A 17363-nucleotide genomic window follows, 5' to 3' on the forward strand; every position below is an offset into this window, starting at 1 on the left:
TTTAATCCAAAACTGGCTAGAATATCAGAAAAATGCATTCTTGAAGCGATTCTACGAATGCATTTTAATCTATTATCGCTAATAATCTTATTTTTATTGGTATAAAAATAAGATTATTAGTAAATGAAAATCATTCCAATTTCGGGTTAATTTCATTAATCCGAAATTGAGGTTTAAATAGACTTCTTTGTATTAATGTATATGTTGGAACAAAAAGAGAAAGAGTTAGATAAGATACAAAAAAGGATTAAGAAACTTAAAACAAATAATCATTTTCACCCTAAACTTAATCCAAAAAAAGAAATTGATGCGTTGGCTATAGCGTTAGATTTGTTTTCTAGTGTGATGCTGGGGTTTATTGTTGGTTTTACATTAGATAAATTGTTTAATTCTAAACCATTTTGTATTATAATATTTTTGTTGATAGGTATGCTTGCAGGTTTTAAAATAATTTGGCAAAAACTAAATAAGAAATAATGTCCCATAGTCCCTTAGATCAATTTGCAATAAAGAAACTAGTAGAAATTAATTTATTGGGTTTCGATATTAGTTTTACTAACTCTAGTTTGTTTATGTTGCTTGCTGGAGTTGTAGGTCTTTCCTATTTTTATTTAGCCTTAAAAGGTGAAAAAATTATACCATCTAGATTACAGCTTAGTGCTGAAATAATTTATGATATAATTACAGTGATGCTCAATCAAAATGTTGGAGAAAAGGGACGTAAGTTTATACCGTTCATTTTTACTTTGTTTATGTTTATTTTGTTATGTAACTTGCTCGGCATGCTTCCTTACGGATTCACTGTTACTAGCCATATTATAGTAACATTTGCCTTAGCAATTATGATATTTTTTATGGTTACCATTATCGGTTTTATTAATCACGGTATACATTTTTTATCAATATTTTTGCCTAAAGGTACACCATATTGGTTAGCTCCACTTATGATTTTGATAGAATTATTTGCCTATCTAGCAAGACCTATAAGTTTATCTTTAAGGTTAGCTGCTAATATGGTAGCAGGACATATATTACTAAAGGTGATGGCAGGATTTATAGTTTCATTAATGATTTTCTTTAAATTTTTGCCAATTCCACTAATTGTGATCCTTATTGGATTTGAAATTTTTATAGCAATACTTCAAGCTTATATATTTACAATTCTTTCTTGTGTATACTTGAATGATGCTGTAAATTCACATTAGGTTCTGCGTATGACTTCATTTTTATGGTCTTATAGATAAAAATGAAGTAATATGCAAGAACCTAGAATTTTTTATATTTAGGAGTTTACATATGGACGGAACGTCTCTAAAATTTATTGGTGTAGGATTAATGGCTATTGGTATGTCAGGTGCGGCCATTGGTGTAGGTAGTATATTCAGTGCATTGCTATCTTCAATTGCCCGTAATCCTTCAGCTACTGATCAATTACAAAGAATGGCATTCATTGGAGCTGGACTTACGGAAGCTATGGGCTTATTCTCGTTCGTAATTGCAATTTTGTTGATATTTTCCTAAGTAACTATGCCTCAATTTGATGTTACCTTTTATTGTTCGCAAATCTTTTGGCTGGTAGTTGTTTTTAGTATCTTATACCTTCTAGTTCATAAGTTCATTGCACCGCTAACTGAAAAGATTCTTGAGAATAGGCAAGCTTATATAGATAGCAATATTGCTAGTGCAGAAAGTCTTGGGGAAAAAGCTGATGACTTGCATAAGCAATATGCAAATACACTAGCAGAGATATCAAATATAGTGGAAAATATTAAAAAAGAAGCTAGGGATGCAATGGAAGCATCTCTTCTATCAAAAAAAATTCAACTCCATAATGAGTTGAAAGCACAAATTGCCAATAATCGTCATGATATAGAAACAACTAATAAATTATTTTGGATTAATGAAAATGACTCATGCATCGATTTAGCAAAATTGTTAATTCAAAAAATTACTAATCAAGAAGTTGATTTAGAGTTATTAAAAGAATCTTACAAAAAGATAAAATAATGCAATTGTTTGACGAAAAATTTTGGCTAGCCGTCTGTTTCCTAATTTTTGTGTATTTAGTCTATAGACCAATAAAAAATATAATTTTAAAATCGTTAGATGACAAAATTATGGCCATCAAAGACCAAGTTTTAGAAGCCCAAAAACTTAACGAAGATATGACGTTGTTATTTGAAGATGCTACAGCCCAAATACAACAGATTGAAGTTTTAAGAGAAAAAATGATCAAAGATGGCAAAGAAACTGCCAATAATATAATTAAGCAGCAAAACGAAGAAATTGATAAGTTTCTAGAAAGCAAAAAACTTGAGACTATAGATTTAATGAATAGACAAAAGCTAGAAGCTTCTCAAATGCTACAATCTGAGTTTTGTGATAAAATGGTAGAATTAGTAACTATCTATATGCGATCTACAAAAAACGATTCCATATCAGATAGTAAGATAGCTAAGAGACTCATGGAAAATCCAGTATCTAAAAAATTTATATAATGTACCTAAATTCGATGTAAGACATCGGTTTAATAGTCCATCCCTGCTTTCGAATGTCACACCTGTGCGTAGGCAGAGGTCTAAAAAATAGCATAAAAGGTATGTTATATGGTTTTATATCCCAGCTTTCGTTTGGATGACATAATGGCGAGTAGGAGTGACATAATGACAAGGGTGACCCCTAATGGCGATGATTACTTGAGCCTACTATTAATTTATTACATTGATACTTGAGGTTAAGTAGACTCCAATTCTTTAAAGTAGCAGAATATATAAGCTCATTTTAACATTAAAGGAGAAAAATAAATGATAAAGTATCCGCATGAACAGAGAAGTTTAACTAGAGAACAGAAAGAAGCAGTGGGCTTACTTTCAATTGGTACATTTTTAGAATATTTTGACTTGATGTTATATGTTCATATGGCAGCGTTTCTTAATGAGTTGTTTTTTGAACCTGCTGATTCTCACTTCACTTCTTTAATGATGTCTTTTGCCTTTTGTACTACCTTTGTTTTTCGACCGGTTGGTGCCTTAATATTTGGTTGGTTGGGTGATAATATAGGACGCAAATCTACTGTTATAATTACAACTTTTATGATGGCTGTATCATGTTTTGTCATGGCTAATCTTCCTACCTATGCTCAAATAGGAGTAGCTGCTACTTGGATAATAACAATTTGTCGTATTGTTCAAGGCATGACATCTATGGGGGAGATAGTAGGGGCAGGACTTTATTTAACCGAAACAATTAACCCACCAATCCAGTATGTAAGTGTGACATTGGTAGGGCTATCTGCTGCCTTAGGAAGTATGGGGGCTTTAGGAATTGCCTCACTTGTTACTTCCTATGGTTTTAACTGGCGTCTAGCATTTTGGATAGGTGCAATAGTGGCATTGATTGGTTTTGCTGCTAAAACAACATTGCGGGAAACACCTGAATTTGCTAATGCAAAACTTATACTAAAAAAGAAATATGAGAAAGCTAATATTGATATAAAAGCATTATATAATGATCCAGTCGTTAATAAAAAAACAATAATAGCGTTCCTTTTATTAGAGTGTTCTACACCGGTATGTTTTTATTTTATCTATCTGCATTGTGGTACTATTCTCAAGACTGATTTTGGTTATACATCAACTGAGGTTATTCATCATAATTTTATTGTCTCTATATTAGAGTTCTTAATCTTATCAATATTATCTTATGTAAGTTACAGAGTATATCCATTATTAACCGCAAAAATTATACTTATTATATATTCTATTGTTATTTTATTTTGTCCATATTGGCTAAATAATCTTAATTTTCCGTTTGAGCTATTTTTCATTCAGATAGTCATTATTTTATTTAAGTACTGTCATACCTCTGCTGCTCCAATTTTTTATAAAAGCTTTCCTGTATTTAAACGTTTTACCTGTGTTAGCGTGATATTTTCTGTATCTCGTGCTTTGATGTACGTTATTACTTCTTTTGGTTTCATTTATATTATTGACTATTTTGGCAATTGGGGGATATTGATTATTATGATTCCTACAATTATAGCTTTTGCCTACGGGCTATTGCATTTTGAGAAGTTAGAAAAAGACTCTAGAAGTTACCCACAAAAGAGAACTATATAGTGTAACCTCAATTTAATGTAAGACATCGGTTTAAAATCATAGTTGATGACATCCGGAAGTGCAGGGATAACATCGGGAGTATTAATTAAACTTGCAAAAATTGTGACTAAAACACCACGTAAACCTTGCTTATCCAGCAATTATCTAATTAGATTACGATCACCCTATATTAATCCTTGAACTGTAAAAATGTACAGTATAGAATCACTGCACATGTCTAAAACAATTCGTTAACGAGGTAAAATATGAATATTTGTAGGTCCTATTCTGAACAGTTTGATAGTAGTTTTGTGTGGCGTTTGCTGTTTATTCTTTGTAGCATTGCTCTAATTACTACAGCATCGGATGCTTTTGCTACTACTGCTGATCCAGTAGGTGATGTATTGTGTAAGCTGATCCTACTATTTCGTGGTAATACAGCTCGTGGTATAGCAATTATTGCTATAATTGTTCTAGGGATTCAAACTCTCAGAGGACAATTAAAATGGGAAGTTGCATTGGTTATTGTGACTGGTATTGTAATATTGTTTAAGGCTCCCGAAATTATAAACATGGTAGCTGGTAGTGGTGCTGCTAGTCAAGCATGTACGGGAACTTAAGTTGTCTCTTGTTTCATCTTAAATGCGGAGATCTAAAAAATAGCCTAAAAAGTTATGATATACAGATCTCTGCTTTCTTTTTGTTAGTTAATTTTGCAAAATTGGAAAATTTAGATTAGTGAGTAACATATAATGTGGTATAATTTCGACGTAATACCATTTCCGAAAACTAATTATCACGTTGTCGTACTTCATGATCTCCGCTCCTCACGTACTAGTATGTACGCTCCGGTACTCGACACTCGTACTCCGAGTAGCAATTTAGTTTTGGGAAATGGTATAATATAAAATACAATATATCATGATAAAACTTACTATAGATGGTACTGAAGTCGAAGTAGAGGAAGGCACAACCGTATTTCGTGCCTGCAGCAAGCTTGGTATAGAAATCCCACATTTTTGTTTTCATGAACGTTTGAAGATTGCCGGTAACTGCCGTATGTGCTTGGTGGAGATGGAAAAATCTCCCAAGCCCATTGCTTCTTGTGCTATGCCTGCCACTTCAGGTATGGTTATCCACACTAATACCATAGGTGTTAAAAAGGCTCGTGAAGGAGTGATGGAATTTCTATTGATTAATCACCCCCTAGATTGTCCTATTTGTGATCAAGGAGGCGAATGCGATCTACAAGATCAAGCCTTTAAATATGGTGGAGCACGTTCTAGATTTTCGGAGAATAAAAGGACAGTCAAAGATAAGTATATGGGACCTTTGATTAAGACCCAGATGACTAGATGTATACAATGTACTAGATGTATAAGGTTTGCCACTGATATTGCTGGAATTGAAGAAATAGGAGCTCTCTACAGAGGAGAGCATATGGAAGTTACCTCGTATCTTGAACGTAGTCTTACATCAGAGTTATCAGCTAATATTATAGATGTTTGTCCAGTTGGTGCATTAAATTCAAAGCCTTACTCTTTTAAAGCTCGTAGTTGGGAACTAAAAAAAACTGAGTCAATAGATGTATTGGATGCCCAAGGTTGTAATATAAGGGTTGATAGTAGGGGGGCTGAAGTAATGAGGATATTACCAAGGGTTAATGATGATATTAATGATGAATGGATATCAGATAAAGCAAGATTTGCTTATGATGGCTTGAAATACCAAAGGTTAGATTCTCCGTATATAAGACAAAATGGTAAATTAGTTGAAGCTTCTTGGAGTGATACTATTGCACTAGTAGCACAAAAATTAAAGTCTCTTGCCGGTAATCAAATGGCGGCAATAGCTGGAACACTTGCCTGTACCGAATCAATGTTTTTATTAAAAACATTGTTACAGAAGCTAGGATGTAATAATTTTGATAGCAACCAGTTTAATTATAAAATAGACATATCTAGTAGGGGAAACTATCTATTTAACACAACGATCTCTGGACTTAAAAAAGCTGATCTAGCTTTGTTAATTGGTACAAATATTAGACAGATAGCACCAGTCCTTAATGCACGTATTGGCGTTCTGCAAAGAGAAGGCAAGCTAAAAGTAGCTCGAATTGGTAATATTAGTGACCAAACTTATGCTATCAATGAATTAGGGGCGAGTCCTAGGGTAATTAAGGCAATAATATCAGGGGAACATCAATTTTCTAAGGAGTTGGCAGCTGCAAAAAATCCGGTTATAATTATTGGTGATGGGGTATATTCTCGAGATGATGGTTATGCTATTTTAGCACTCATTCATCAGATGGTGGATAAATATAAGATAGTTAGAGATGATTGGAATGGTTTTAATATATTACATAATCATGCATCAATGGTCGGTAGTTTAGACATAGGCTTTAGCCCTAGAAATGGGGGGAATGGGGTTTATGAAATTTTACAGAAGGCAGAAAAGGGTGAAATTAAGTTTGTATATTTACTAGGTAGCGATGAAATTGATATGAACAAAATCAGATCGTCTTTTGTAGTGTATCAAGGGCATCACGGTGATAATGGAGCAAATGCAGCAGATGTAATCTTTCCTGCTAGTAGCTATACAGAAAAAGATGCTATTTACGTAAATTTTGAAGGAAGACCACAATATGCCAGGGCAGCAACTAGTCCGGTAGGGCAAGCGAAAGAAGATTGGGTTATTATAAATAATCTTGCCAATAATTTAGGGCTAAATCTTGGCATGAATAATTTAGATGAAATAAGAACTAGGTTGGCTGCAGAATTCCCGGTATTTGCCAATATTTCTGAGATAATGAGCTGTGATTTTATACAATTTACCTCCCTCGATAATTTACTTAAATCCGATATAGTGACTAAACCTATAAATTACTATATGACAGACTCGATTAGTAGAGCATCTGTTACTATGGCAAAATGTGTGGAGTCAAAGCAAGAAAGGGAAAAAGTTGCATGATATCGTTCTTTCAACAATATCTATTGCCATTAATTATTGTGGCTTTGAAAGTCCTATCTATCACCATTCCTCTTCTGCTGTGTGTAGCCTATCTTACCTATGCTGAGCGAAGAGTAATAGGTCTAATGCAACTAAGAAAGGGGCCAAACGTGGTTGGGCCTTTTGGCTTGTTGCAACCAATTGCTGATGCGGTTAAACTATTATTTAAAGAAACAATTATACCAAATCAGGCTGATAAAATATTATTCACCTTAGCACCTATGGTTACTTTTGTGCTTAGTTTAATTGGTTGGGCAGTGATACCTTTTGATAAAAAACTGGTATTAGCTGACATCAATGTGGGTGTTTTATATATTATGGCAATCTCATCATTAGGGGTTTATGGTATAATCATAGCTGGTTGGGCAAGTAATTCGAAATATGCTTTCCTTGGAGCTATTCGTTCGTCAGCTCAGATGATTTCATACGAAGTATCTATAGGGTTGGTGATTGTTACTGTACTTTTAACAACAGGTACTCTTAATCTTTCAGAAATCATAGAAAGACAAAGATTATTTCCTTGGTGGGTTGATTTGATGTTGTTACCTATGGCAGTAATATTCTTCATATCAGTACTTGTAGAAACTAATAGATTGCCTTTTGATTTATCAGAAGCTGAGTCTGAGCTAGTTGCTGGTTATAATGTTGAATATTCTTCCATGGGATTTGCCTTATTTTTTCTTGGCGAATATGCTAATATGATTTTAGCCAGTGGTATGACCACAACATTTTTCTTAGGTGGCTATTTGCCGCCTTTTGGTATTAAGTTCCTAAATTTTGTGCCGGGTTTTATTTGGTTTGTAGTAAAAGTTGGGTTTTTATTATTTTGTTTCTTGTGGATAAGAGCAACATTGCCTAGATATCGTTACGACCAATTAATGCGGTTAGGTTGGAAAGTATTTTTACCTTTTACTTTATTTTGGGTGGTGTTAATATCAAGTGTTTTAATGTTTACCGATAATTTACCAAACCATACTATTCTGCCATAGTACCCTACATTTTTTATATAATCATTATTAAAATGGCTGCTGATCGTTTATTAGCGAGGAGTCGCGAAAAAGCGGCGACGCGGCAATCTAGAATACGCGAAGCGTTACTCTAAAAAAACAGCTTCGCTGTTTACCTGGATCGCCACGGCATCTAAAGAGCCTTGCTATGACGATTATAGAAAAATGTAAGATACTATGGATATTTAGACACGACGACCTTAATTCTTGAAGTTGACCGAGTATACCCTGATTTATTCAAGGTCTAGAGTACTAATCCCATGCTGAGTTTTATCCCATTTGAAGGGTATGAAAATAATCTCCCAAATCGCCTTATAACTTGCTATCGTATGTAGTAGAAAATACAGAGGCCACACAAACAAGGCAGCAATATCTAATACTCGAAAATTAGTTATTTTACCTTTTTTATTAGTCAGTAAAATAAAAAAAGCACTTCCGTAAAGGTATGAAAAAGCAAAAAAACTGTTAATTATCCATAAATAATTAATTATGGTGAATGTATTAATTTTAATAGTTAGTATTAGAAATGGTAAACAACAAAAACCATAAGAAGAAAAACCAATAAAAATGAAAATAGTAGTTATTTGATAAAATTTAAACCTTTTATATTTGTCTTTTTGGGCAAGAAATACCAAAAATGTTTGGATAAATCCTTTTATCCAGCGAGATCTTTGATTTATCCAACTTATAAGATTTATAGGTGATTCCTCTAAAGTATAAGAATCTATCATATGAACTTTATAACCAAAAGAATATAATCTAATTCCTAAATCAGCATCCTCAGTAACATTATAAGCATCCCAAAAACCTATTTTTTGTAAGGCGTCAACCTTAAAATGATTGCTAGTTCCTCCAAGAGTTACTGGTAAGTCCATCAAGCTTAAACCTTTCAGAAGATATTTAAACCATAAACAATATTCTATGCTAAAAAGTTTAGTGAGTAAATTTTCATTCTCATTATAGAAGTTAAGTTTAGCCTGCAAACAAACATATTCTTTTGGTAATTCATCAAAGGCTATTACTGCTTTAAGGAGTTGATCAGCATCAGGTCTATCTTCTGCATCATATATTACTACATACTTTCCTCTGCAATATTGCATGGCATAATTAAGGGCTTTAGGTTTAGTCCTAGGTAAACTAAAAGGTACTTTAAGCAAATGTATATAAGAAGGTAATTCATATAGGATACTTTCCTTGATCATCAAATAATCATCTGCTTCAATAATAATTTTGACATCTAATTTATGTTTAGGATAATTAATATTAGAGATATAACTAATAATTGACTTTAGCTTGCTTGATTCTTTATATAATGGAAGTAAAATAGTGTAAATAGGTAGAGGATCATTTTTTAAAATGGAGATATCACTACTTTTAAACACTGTATTTTGTACAATTACAGCTTGGTTAAATAGCATAATTTTTAAAATATTTTGTGAAAAATAGCAAATAATGTTAATCAGATGAAAAAGATGTTTAAAATTAAATAATATTCCAAAATATATTACAAAAAATATGATAATTGACTTAGTGTAATTGATATTTTTTGCTACCATGTATACTGAGATAAATTCAAGAAAATATTTGGATTTGATTATATTCAAATGGCTAAAATTCTGCTCAAGTAGCTGATAGAAGTCATTCTTTCTGACCAAATTAATCTGTACATTATAATGTATTGTTGATAACTTCCTTAAATAAGCTAGGTCATTTATAGCAAGCACTTTATTGCTTGTATCGTTTTCATAAATGAAATAACCATTTTCTACATATTGATCAATTTTTGCATAATCGCAAATCTTAACCTGTGTTTCTTGTACATTCAATAAAGGCAATAATTTATTTTTATACAAAATATCTATAACCATCTCATTATTAATAATTCCTTCTGCAATTATCACGTTAAAAAAATCATTCTCTCCAGTACTATCAATTAATTTGAACTTAACGTGAGATATTTGTAAATCCGTAAGTAGTTGTTCTTTTAGTAGAATATCTAAAAATGCTCTATTAATATTTTTTATACATCCATCCATATTGAAAATATTACTCCTGATATTTTATAATGCTTATTAATTAGGCTTTTATCACAAAAATACCCTATTTGTGTTGTTAGGCTATTCTTCTTTAGATTACCAAATTTAATCTTTTTTGCAATTGAAAATTGCTTATATAAAGTTCTATTATAAATAGAACCGTAATTTCTCCTAGTATAATATTTGGTAAAGTCTACTAACATAATGCCATTTTGAAATTCAATGCCTTCAGATATTGAAAAACTATAATAACTTCTTCTTGTATATGGGTTATTTAGGTCTTGCCCAAAACTAAAAACACTTTCAGCAAATACTGAAATTGTACGAATTTTTTTGGAAAATGCTGATAGCAATAATAATTCATAGGAAAATTGCTGCTGGCAACCATCTTTGGTCATATATATTCTTGGCTGAACTGAGACTATCCTATTAGTGTTCTGAAAGAGCTTAATTTTATAAAATATACCAATTTCTTTATTATTAGACAGGTAGTTCATGTCATTACTTCCCTGGAATTTATTTTCTTTATAAAGTAATTGAATTCCTAAATTTTGGTTTTTATTAATTCCATATTCGATAGCAAAAATTCGCATTAATTCGTCTTGGTATGAGGATATTTCTCTAGATCTACGCTCTAAAAATTGAATTTGCCTAAATAACTTATTATAAAGAGCCGATGAATTATTAACCAACTTAATACGATCTTTTAAATATGCCAATTTACACTGAATTTGTAGAAAAAGATTGGCTCTTACTTGTTTAATATTTTTAGAATTTTTATCAATATTGCTAGCAGTAACCGTATATTTGTACTTGCCTGAGTCAATTAACCAAGCTGATGCATAAATCTTGTTTGTTACAGAAATTATAAACAGGAGTATAAATATGGTTGTTGTTTTCACCCAAATAACAATTAATAGTTTAAATTTACTAAAATACAACTATTATAAATTTAATAAATAGATATTTTAATAAATTTTCAACTAATAAATAATCTTAAGTTCTATATAAAAATTGAATTTCTTATAAAAAATTTTCAAAAATCTATTAGTACCTAAAAAATATATGCTATACTTAATGCTACAATTGTAGTGCTAACGTCAAAACGATGGAGCTACGGCGGGGATCTAAAAAAATCTCCTGAAAGAGGAGGTGTTTATATATTTAACCCCTGCGGGGTGACATAGTAGTGATTGGCAAGGGGTAAGAGACTATTATTTTGCACTCATTTTGCTTTGAAAAAGTTAATCATTTTTTTCATATTTAGGCATTTTAGCATTTAAGCGATATTGATTAATTCCATCAATGTGAGATATAACTTCTTTCTTAATAAGTTCTTTTCTTTCTTCTATTTTCTTTAGTACTGCTTTACTATACTCTAAAGATTGATTATCCCCATTAGCTTCAGCTTTCTCACGCATAATTTCATAATGTTCTTGTCTGCGTGCATATTTATCGTTATTTATTAGTGTCTGCTCAATTCTATAAGCACTGTCAATCATATTACGAGTTTGAGCATCTGTTGCTTTCTCTCGCATAAATCTTTCCCCCATTAATACCGGATTTTCTCCATCATTTTCACCTTGAGCAAGGGCATTATACACTTGGAAGGCAAGCTCTTTGTTGGTCAATTCTTCATAATAATCAACATCTGTTGTTCTACCCTGTAATTCAAGTTTAGCTAGATATTCAGGAGATGATATATCTTCCTGAATAGCAATGGTTTCTTTATTGATTTGTGTCTTAAGTTTTTGATGTTCCAAAGCTCGTTGTTCATCCTTAAGTGATTCACTATGGGTTCTAAGTCTTGGATCATTATAATTAAAATCTTCCCACTCTGCTCCAGTTAAGTTACCCTCAAAAGCATCCCGTAAATCTTTACCAACAATAGCAGTAAGTGCTTCTCGTTTTAATCCTTCATAACCAGCATATATTCTCTCTCCTATATTTTTACGCTTCTTATCACGTAGCTCTCTCTTTTCATCAACACGCCTATTCATCTCTTGCCAACTTTTGAGAGGTGCTATATTTTTACCAAATAACCCTACTCCTCTTTTTGACATTTCTTGATGCGAGTTCATATAAGCTTGCTGGAAATCTTTGGTAAACTTTGCATCACTGGCTAATTCTCGTAAAGTCTTACCATCTTTAGTTTTCATTAACTCATTAAGTTCTTTCTTTTGCTCTTCGCTAAGAGAATCATATTTTTTACCTTCTCCAAATTTAAGAGCTGCTAAATGATCCTTAAGTTCTGAATAACTACTGCCAGTAAATTCTTTAACTTGTCCATCAGGTTTAATAGTTTCCATAACCTCGCTAATAGCCCTTTGATAATCACTTCCAGCTTTAACATTAACGTCTTTATAATCTATACCATAAGTTCTTTTTACTTCACTTAAAACACTAGATTTTACTGCTGTTGGGTCAAGTGCCTCTTGGGCTACACCCCCCATCATCCAATCTTCATACTGATCGGCAAAAAACATACTTGCCTTCTCAGTTACTTGATCTACCCTTTGCTTGACAGCACCGAAAGCATAATTTGCAGGTCTCTCTATTTGCTGTTGAATAGGGGCAAAAGCAGCTTGTCCAATTGCTTGTAAATTTGTTAGATTACCTGAGGTGCTAGATAAGAATTTAGCACTTGAAACAGCTATATCATTAAATTTACTTAGTAAATAAACACATACAAAAATTAACAATAATCCATCCAGCTGAACAAAGTGACCACTGAAAAAATTATCAATTCTTCTTACATCTTGGACTAAATCTAAAAATGGTAATTCAACATATCTTTCTTCGATACATTGATAAGCTAAACATAGTTTGCCATCTTTTGATCCATCATCGAGGCGATGATCAACAGGCACTGATATATTAGCCTTTGTTTTAGAAAATTTGCCAGCTTTCATTGGAGATGGAAACCACCAATAAAATATTGAGTCTCCAAGACTAGTGTCTAGATCTTCATTCATACTACCAAATATGTCATTTATCGGACCTAAATTTGGGAAGTCATACTTACATACCCCAAAACCAAGTGAAGAATATATTTCTGTTCTGATAATCATTGAAATAAAAGCGATACCAGTAAATAATATAATTGGTTGTAGTGCATAGGAAATCAGCTGTCTTAACCAGTTTTCAAACAATGAACGCGTGATACCAAATAACATAAAGCAAATGAATATTGGAGCCATTATGATAATCATCCCAACGGTTATCAGTGCCGTAAGATATATAATAGTAGCCTTAAATACCATCATGAAGATAAAATAAAGGGCTATCAAGAATAAAATTATATATATAAATCCTAACGGATCGACAAATAGTAATGAAAATAATTTTGCCATAGTTTGCGGGGCTATCATTAAACCTATAATACTCCAAGACCCAGGTCCGGTAGCCGCTGTTTCTTTAATTATTCGTAATATTTCCTCTACCCCTTCCATAAAAAACACGAATAAGTAATCATGAAAAAATTGCCAGCTACTAGTTGAACTAAGTAACGTAGATACTATACTAACTTTTACTATTCTAATTATTAATTCAGTATGTGTGAGATTAACATTGCCAATCAGGAAAGAAAACCCTGTAAACATAATATACAAAGTTAATAGAGCCGAAACAGATACACGATACCCTGGTGTTTTAATAATACCCTCGTAAATTGACCTAACTAGCCCATGATTCTTACCATCACCAAATAACTCAGCTTTTATTAAATTCGTTAAAAATTCAATAGGGTCAGGTCTAGTGTCAGTGACCCCAGATTTAATAACTACACGATACTGACCATTATTATCATCATAAAATTTATCTAAAATCTTAAAATATAATGGGCATTGAACGTATTTAACTTTATCCTCACCTTCATATTGATAACTTATTCCTCCAGCTTTTACTAATTCCCCTCTTTTATTAAGATCATAAAGTTCATAACCAACAAGAGGTTCACCAAGGTGGGCGGTAATGCCATAGGGTGTACGCTGTGTATCCAAAGAGAGATTAGGATTTTTATCACGCTCAGCAATTAACATGTATAGCCCTACACCATTTTTAAATAAACACGGTGCATTACTAATTTTGGCATCCTTACTACTAGTACACATCCTGCCATCTATAAATTGGCATATTTGTAGTCTCTTACAAAATTCAGATAAAGTATTGGTATTCTTTTCTTGACCATACCACGCACTCCAAGCTGATAATTCTGTAGAGTTGTTTTTATCTCCTTTAGAATAATCCCAAGTTTTTACCAATATAGTAAGTGGTTGACCATTTACATTATATCCAGTATTGATCCAAGGAGCTGTTTGATTATCTTGTTGTTGTCCGCTTAACTCTTCTTTTTTATATCTTGAAGAAATTACAAATTTTATAAAGCCAAAATCATCTGCATCAATGCACCTATCGCCAGTACATCCTGAAAGGCACAACATAGAAATTAATAAAATAGCAAAAATATTCTTCATTTATAAAAACCTAGGCTTAAATAGTAATTATTCCTTTTTATTAGATCCACCATCTGCTTCACCACCAGTGTCTAAATCATTTCTTGAGGCAAATATTTTGCCAGTATATTCTTTGTTGCTTTCAGGATCTTCTCCTTTCCTTGCCCTATAATTTTGATCTATCACCTTATCCTTAAATATCCTAGCTGGAGCAAAAGCTAAATCCTTGACTGGTCTTGCCACGGATTCCATATCATGTATAATAGATTTTGTCGGATTATCAGGCCTTTGGAAATCACCCTCTTGTCTTGCAGGTGTTACGTTGGTCAATTGAGCAACTACTATAGTTACATAATCGACGAGTCCGTAACACATTAGGCAATAAGCATAGAATAATAAGCTACTAGTAAATATTACCAAGAATGTCCCGGTAGAATTTAATAAATCCTGTGCATTATTAATTTCCGTAACATCCGGTGCAAAGAAAGGTATCCCAGGTAAAAATGGTAATTTAAACGAAAAATTAATCGGCATGTTCATATGCGTTAAATCTAATCCTATCTCTATTGGGATGAACGTACTATCCCAACATGCTCTTACCACAATTTTTAAAAGTTGTTCAGACATCACCTGATCTATTAATAGAAAAAATATTAATAATATGGTTGGTTGCATCATGTAACTAAATAAAGTAGATAACCAGTTATCGAAAATGCTTTTTGTCTTCTCAAATAGTACCAAAATTATGAATAATGGTGCTAAAGATATCATAACCGCAAGACTAATATATGCTATAACGTAACCTATGATAACTTCCAAAATAGCTCTAAAATAAAGCGTCAGAGAATAAATAGTTATGATAGCAACAAAAGTAAGACCATTATGGATTTGGAGTAATTGTATAAATAAAAGCCCCCAAAATCTGCCATTGGTATATTTATCAAATATTGGATCAATAAAACCAAAAATGTTAACTGTAGAACTAGTAAGCCCTACTACATTGGTCATTAGATAGTCAGTACCCTTAATAAAGGCATTAAATAAGTAATTATTGAAAAAGTTCCAACTATCATCTCCTATTAGTATTACTATCAAAGTTATTTTTATAATTCTTGTTAATAAGTCTTTGGCAGTTATTTGAATAGCCCCCGCTAAAAAGGTTAAAGCATATATTATTACGTAAAGAATCAATGCAGCTTTTATGATTCGGTGTAATGTTACATTTTTAGTTAGTTTAGTATAAAAATTCATAGTAAATTTATGAAACTCATCGGTAATAAGTTTAACTGCCCCGTTATATACAATATCTGAAAACCAAGTACTCCCCGTATAATTAGCATAATTTACCTTAATTAACCCCATTACCTCTTTATTAGGATTCTTTACTCTAACCCATAAATAGCCATCTTTGTCAGCATCAGTTGCAAAATCTTGGTTGATTTGTGTACCCACTAGCGATGCAAGTGGTGTCCCACCATCTTTCATTATTACATATTCAACTTCTATGTCTTTTTGTTGTGCATCACTAATACTCTTATCACCATTACCTATTTCCACCATCATAATGTAGCGTCCAAAATGTAAAAAACTACTACTTAAGTCTACAGCTGGGCTACTAATATAAGAACTAAGTGCATTAATATCTGAAAAAGCTCCAATCCAATCACTCATTAAAGGTTTATCTAGGGAGGTAAACATGCCTTGGATTGACCAATCAGTTAAAAAATCTAAATCTCCAGCAATATCAGATTTATAATATAAGAAACTCTTTTTTAGAAATTTAGAATATACAAAACTTTCCGCTTCTCTCTTTATAATCTGGTTATTTACTAGTATCCTCATCCCTCTCCCTTGATCATAGAAGCACACTGGAGAGTTATCTTTATCATTAGCAAAATCAGGACAAATTGTAATAATCTGTTGTATAGAACCTTGGGTTAACGGTTTACCAACTAATACTAACTTATCTAAAGCCTTATATTTGGTACTTGCTCCAGTACCCTGACATACTTTATCCCTTGAGGGGTCAATAGAATAACACAATTTTTCTGCAGTTGAATATAGTATTTTATTATCAAGGTTGCTATTTGTATAAAGTGACGGAATTCCTAACATATTATTGTCAAGCTCTGACTTTAAAAAATCTTCGTCAGTAGCTACACTAAAAAAATCTCCTGCTCCTGCAAGAGTTATATTTATTACATCACCTTTTTCTACCCGAATTTTCTGACGATTTTCAACAAAATTAAAATAGTCTACATAATTCTGCATTTTGCTAAATGCTAGACTTATATAATCTTTAGTTGGATCAGTTGCCTTAAATTTAGGAAAATTAGTAGCTTCATACTTTTTAGTTAAATGATTAAAAGTTTTAATAAATATTTGTGGTCTATTGAACCTTGGATCTATACGGTACATCACTCGGTATTTTCTTGGACTACTTACAGCTCCACTAGTACTCCAGTCAAACTTAATGGCTTTATCTTTTTTGACATAGTTACCAGTAGAATTCCATTCATTTGGTTTTGTAAGGTCTAAAGAAATGCTACCTTCTTGAAAACTATTGAATTTTGGTACCTCTAGACATGCTGAAAATAGAGCTACAAGTCCACTTAAACTCGAACTCATCCAATCAAATTTAGCATCTTTCTCACTATCATCAGCTTTGACAGGATTACAGGCTAATAGAACTACTAAGGCAATAAACAGTTGCCCTTTAAATAGAAAATCTATCAACAACATTAGATACCTGAAATTTCT

General features: G+C 32.2%; 13 protein-coding genes. 9 read left to right on the forward strand and 4 right to left on the reverse strand.

Going from position 1 to position 17363, the window contains the following annotated elements:
- Positions 1-201: 201 nt before the first annotated feature.
- From AAGD36_RS06795 to nuoH, 9 genes are all read left to right on the forward strand, one after another.
- The gene (locus AAGD36_RS06795) at positions 202-477 is read left to right on the forward strand and encodes an AtpZ/AtpI family protein (protein WP_341755403.1); all 276 of its coding nucleotides are present in this window, start codon (positions 202-204) and stop codon (positions 475-477) included.
- Positions 477-1205, forward strand: coding sequence for a F0F1 ATP synthase subunit A (locus AAGD36_RS06800; RefSeq protein ID WP_341755404.1), 729 nt, complete (start codon positions 477-479; stop codon positions 1203-1205). Before AAGD36_RS06795 ends, AAGD36_RS06800 begins: the two co-directional genes overlap by 1 nt.
- 91 nt (positions 1206-1296) lie before the next feature.
- Positions 1297-1521, forward strand: a complete 225-nt coding sequence (locus tag AAGD36_RS06805; protein ID WP_341748043.1) for a F0F1 ATP synthase subunit C — start codon at positions 1297-1299, stop codon at positions 1519-1521.
- Between the two features lie 6 nt (positions 1522-1527).
- Entirely contained in the window at positions 1528-2007 is a 480-nt protein-coding gene (locus tag AAGD36_RS06810; protein ID WP_341748044.1) for an ATP F0F1 synthase subunit B', read from the forward strand.
- The gene (locus tag AAGD36_RS06815; RefSeq protein ID WP_341755405.1) at positions 2007-2498 is read left to right on the forward strand and encodes an ATP F0F1 synthase subunit B; all 492 of its coding nucleotides are present in this window, start codon (positions 2007-2009) and stop codon (positions 2496-2498) included. Before AAGD36_RS06810 ends, AAGD36_RS06815 begins: the two co-directional genes overlap by 1 nt.
- Positions 2499-2804: 306 nt before the next feature.
- Entirely contained in the window at positions 2805-4118 is a 1314-nt protein-coding gene (locus AAGD36_RS06820) for an MFS transporter (protein ID WP_341755406.1), read from the forward strand.
- A gap of 245 nt (positions 4119-4363) precedes the next feature.
- Positions 4364-4717, forward strand: coding sequence for a TrbC/VirB2 family protein (locus AAGD36_RS06825; protein WP_341755407.1), 354 nt, complete (start codon positions 4364-4366; stop codon positions 4715-4717).
- A 301-nt stretch (positions 4718-5018) separates the two neighbouring features.
- The gene (gene nuoG / locus AAGD36_RS06830) at positions 5019-7067 is read left to right on the forward strand and encodes an NADH-quinone oxidoreductase subunit NuoG (protein WP_341755408.1); all 2049 of its coding nucleotides are present in this window, start codon (positions 5019-5021) and stop codon (positions 7065-7067) included.
- Entirely contained in the window at positions 7064-8095 is a 1032-nt protein-coding gene (gene nuoH, locus AAGD36_RS06835) for an NADH-quinone oxidoreductase subunit NuoH (protein ID WP_341755409.1), read from the forward strand. Before nuoG ends, nuoH begins: the two co-directional genes overlap by 4 nt.
- 251 nt (positions 8096-8346) lie before the next feature.
- Here nuoH and AAGD36_RS06840 read toward each other — a convergent pair whose 3' ends face one another.
- The 4 genes from AAGD36_RS06840 to AAGD36_RS06855 form a co-directional block, all read right to left on the reverse strand.
- On the reverse strand, positions 8347-10149 hold the full coding sequence (locus tag AAGD36_RS06840) for a glycosyltransferase family 2 protein (RefSeq protein WP_341755410.1): 1803 nt from the start codon (positions 10147-10149) through the stop codon (positions 8347-8349).
- The gene (locus tag AAGD36_RS06845) at positions 10134-11051 is read right to left on the reverse strand and encodes a hypothetical protein (protein WP_341751509.1); all 918 of its coding nucleotides are present in this window, start codon (positions 11049-11051) and stop codon (positions 10134-10136) included. Before AAGD36_RS06845 ends, AAGD36_RS06840 begins: the two co-directional genes overlap by 16 nt.
- Before the next feature lie 342 nt (positions 11052-11393).
- Positions 11394-14624, reverse strand: a complete 3231-nt coding sequence (locus tag AAGD36_RS06850; RefSeq protein ID WP_341755411.1) for a type IV secretion system protein — start codon at positions 14622-14624, stop codon at positions 11394-11396.
- A gap of 27 nt (positions 14625-14651) precedes the next feature.
- Entirely contained in the window at positions 14652-17345 is a 2694-nt protein-coding gene (locus tag AAGD36_RS06855) for a type IV secretion system protein (RefSeq protein WP_341755412.1), read from the reverse strand.
- Positions 17346-17363: the final 18 nt, after the last annotated feature.

Origin of the sequence: Candidatus Tisiphia endosymbiont of Ptychoptera albimana (genome assembly GCF_964026605.1) — a bacterium.
Lineage (GTDB): Bacteria > Pseudomonadota > Alphaproteobacteria > Rickettsiales > Rickettsiaceae > Tisiphia.

Coding starts and splice junctions, on each gene's coding strand:
- AAGD36_RS06795 (WP_341755403.1), top strand. CDS start 202: ATGTTGGAACAAAAAGAGAAAGAGTTAGATAAGATACAAAAAAGGATT.
- AAGD36_RS06800 (WP_341755404.1), top strand. CDS start 477: ATGTCCCATAGTCCCTTAGATCAATTTGCAATAAAGAAACTAGTAGAA.
- AAGD36_RS06805 (WP_341748043.1), top strand. CDS start 1,297: ATGGACGGAACGTCTCTAAAATTTATTGGTGTAGGATTAATGGCTATT.
- AAGD36_RS06810 (WP_341748044.1), top strand. CDS start 1,528: ATGCCTCAATTTGATGTTACCTTTTATTGTTCGCAAATCTTTTGGCTG.
- AAGD36_RS06815 (WP_341755405.1), top strand. CDS start 2,007: ATGCAATTGTTTGACGAAAAATTTTGGCTAGCCGTCTGTTTCCTAATT.
- AAGD36_RS06820 (WP_341755406.1), top strand. CDS start 2,805: ATGATAAAGTATCCGCATGAACAGAGAAGTTTAACTAGAGAACAGAAA.
- AAGD36_RS06825 (WP_341755407.1), top strand. CDS start 4,364: ATGAATATTTGTAGGTCCTATTCTGAACAGTTTGATAGTAGTTTTGTG.
- nuoG (WP_341755408.1), top strand. CDS start 5,019: ATGATAAAACTTACTATAGATGGTACTGAAGTCGAAGTAGAGGAAGGC.
- nuoH (WP_341755409.1), top strand. CDS start 7,064: ATGATATCGTTCTTTCAACAATATCTATTGCCATTAATTATTGTGGCT.
- AAGD36_RS06840 (WP_341755410.1), bottom strand. CDS start 10,149: ATGGATGGATGTATAAAAAATATTAATAGAGCATTTTTAGATATTCTA.
- AAGD36_RS06850 (WP_341755411.1), bottom strand. CDS start 14,624: ATGAAGAATATTTTTGCTATTTTATTAATTTCTATGTTGTGCCTTTCA.
- AAGD36_RS06855 (WP_341755412.1), bottom strand. CDS start 17,345: ATGTTGTTGATAGATTTTCTATTTAAAGGGCAACTGTTTATTGCCTTA.